We start from the raw sequence: 1,963 nt of genomic DNA, 5'->3' as shown, positions 1-1,963 counted from the left end.
GCGCGCCCCCTCCGCCGTCGGGCGCTCAGGAGATGCAGGAGATCGTCAGCCTGATGCTGGGGGGCGGGGGCGGCGAGTCGAGGTAGGGGGCGATCCAGACGATGATGCCCCTGCCTCCGTCACTGTCCCTCCACTGCCACCGCTGGTTCGCGCCGAGCCGGGTGCCGTCGCCGTTGGTGATGATCCAGTCGTTGTCCGGGTGCAGGCCCTCGGGGCAGATGGCGGTGACGCCGCTCGGGGAGCCGGTGGCGGACACGGTCTCGGGCAGGTTGTCGGCCTGGGCGGGACCGGCGAGGGTGGCTGTCAGTGCCACCGCCGCCAGGCCTGCGCCGGCGAGTCGTCCGGGGCGCATGGATGTCCTCTCGTCGAGCGGCCCCTCGGATGGGGGCCGAGCGGTCACATCCGTTGCCACGGCGCCGCATCCGCACGCCCATCGCGCCGCACTCCACTCTTCCGCGCCGGGTGAGGGCGCGCCGGCGGCCTTGGGCGCAGGACAGCCGGGACGGGCGGACGTGGCCAATTGAACCCGGGCGGCCCGATCATCCGTCCTTCACAAGGGGCTTGGGGAATCGCCCGCACGGGTTCGGGCCGGCGCACCGCGGGCGTCAGGCCTTCGCAAGGGATGCGTATGGATCGAGACAAAGTGGCACTGATCGGCTGACCGGAATGCCATATTTTGTCCCGCCCATCACAGAACTCGCAAGGAGAGCACGTGCGTTCGACGAAGAAGCTGTCGGCCCTGGCCGCAGGGATGAGTGCCGTGGCCGTCCTGGGTCTGGCGGGGCCCGCGATGGCCGACGGCTCGTACGACCCGGCCCAGGAGAACTGCAACGCCGCCAACACGGTGACTCCCGGCTCGACCAGCCTGGTGTGGTGCATCCAGGCGGCGCAGCACACCTCGGAGGCCAAGAACCGGGCCCGCGGCGAGTTCGTCCAGGACACGCTCGACATGCTGATCAAGGCGACCGGCGGCAGCTACAACATCATGGTCTTCGACATCAAGGGCGACAACGCCTTCGGAGACCCCTGGTACGTCCACAACTACGAGCAGAGCTTCCAGAACGTCGCCTTCACGTACGACATCGACTACCACGACCAGACCTCGCGCGAGGACCAGACCTACCGGATCTGGATCTTCTCCGGCGGCGGCAGCTTCGCCAACGGCTTCGACGGCGGCTGGGGCAACTGGGGGTTCTACGGCCTCTTCAACCGGACCACCCGCGAGCACACCTGGACGTACCCGAGGGGCACGGGCAGCGCCGGCCAGCATTACAACCACACCGACGGCGTCGTGAACTTCTCCCCGATGCCGTTCCCCGGCGTACCGAGGGACCCGGGCACTCCCGCGCCGGGCGGGCTGCCGGCCACCCAGATCGTCCCCGCGATGCCGCAGGACCCCGGCACGCCGTACGACCCCGGGGTGCCCGCCACGCCGGCCAAGCCTCCCCACACCGGCAAGCCCGGCGATCCGGCCGAGCCCGGCACCAAGCCCGGCACCGGCACCCCCACCGGCTCCGGCCGGCCCGCGCTCAACACGCCCGTGCACCTGCGGACCGTCAACAACCTCGGCGCCGTCGCCACCGGCTCCGGCGAGGGCGCCACGGTGATCGCCGGGAAGCCGGGCGACGCGGGCGGCACCTGGACGTTCCGCGACGCGGGCGGCGGCCGCTACCGGATCACCAACGCGCTCGGGCGGGACCTCAGCGAGAACACCGGCACCTACTTCGCCAACACCAAGGGGTGGAAGGGCTCTTCGGAGCAGAAGTGGGAGGTCAAGAACGTCTCGGGCGACCGGTACGTGATCCGGATCAGCGACCAGGACTGCCTGACCTACCACGAGGACGGCAAGGAGCTCGGGGTGTGGACCTGCGACGGCTCCGCCGAGCAGCAGTGGACCGTCACCCGCTGACCGTCGCGGCGGGCCCCCCCCCCCCCCCCCCAGCGCCCGGGGGGGGGGGGAGAG

General features: G+C 71.2%; 2 protein-coding genes. One reads left to right on the top strand and one right to left on the bottom strand.

Annotated elements, in window-relative coordinates:
- Positions 1-25: 25 nt before the first annotated feature.
- The gene (locus ACFV61_RS26160; RefSeq protein WP_063350564.1) at positions 26-352 is read right to left on the bottom strand and encodes a hypothetical protein; all 327 of its coding nucleotides are present in this window, start codon (positions 350-352) and stop codon (positions 26-28) included.
- A gap of 360 nt (positions 353-712) precedes the next feature.
- On the opposite strand from ACFV61_RS26160, the gene ACFV61_RS26155 reads away from it, so the two are divergent.
- Positions 713-1,909: a hypothetical protein gene (locus ACFV61_RS26155; protein WP_380494219.1), complete on the top strand. Its 1,197-nt coding sequence runs from the start codon at positions 713-715 to the stop codon at positions 1,907-1,909.
- The last annotated feature ends 54 nt before the right edge of the window (positions 1,910-1,963 follow it).

The organism is Kitasatospora sp. NPDC059817, from assembly GCF_042731835.1.
Lineage (GTDB): Bacteria > Actinomycetota > Actinomycetes > Streptomycetales > Streptomycetaceae > Kitasatospora.
This window is presented reverse-complemented; position numbering and strand designations above follow the sequence as displayed.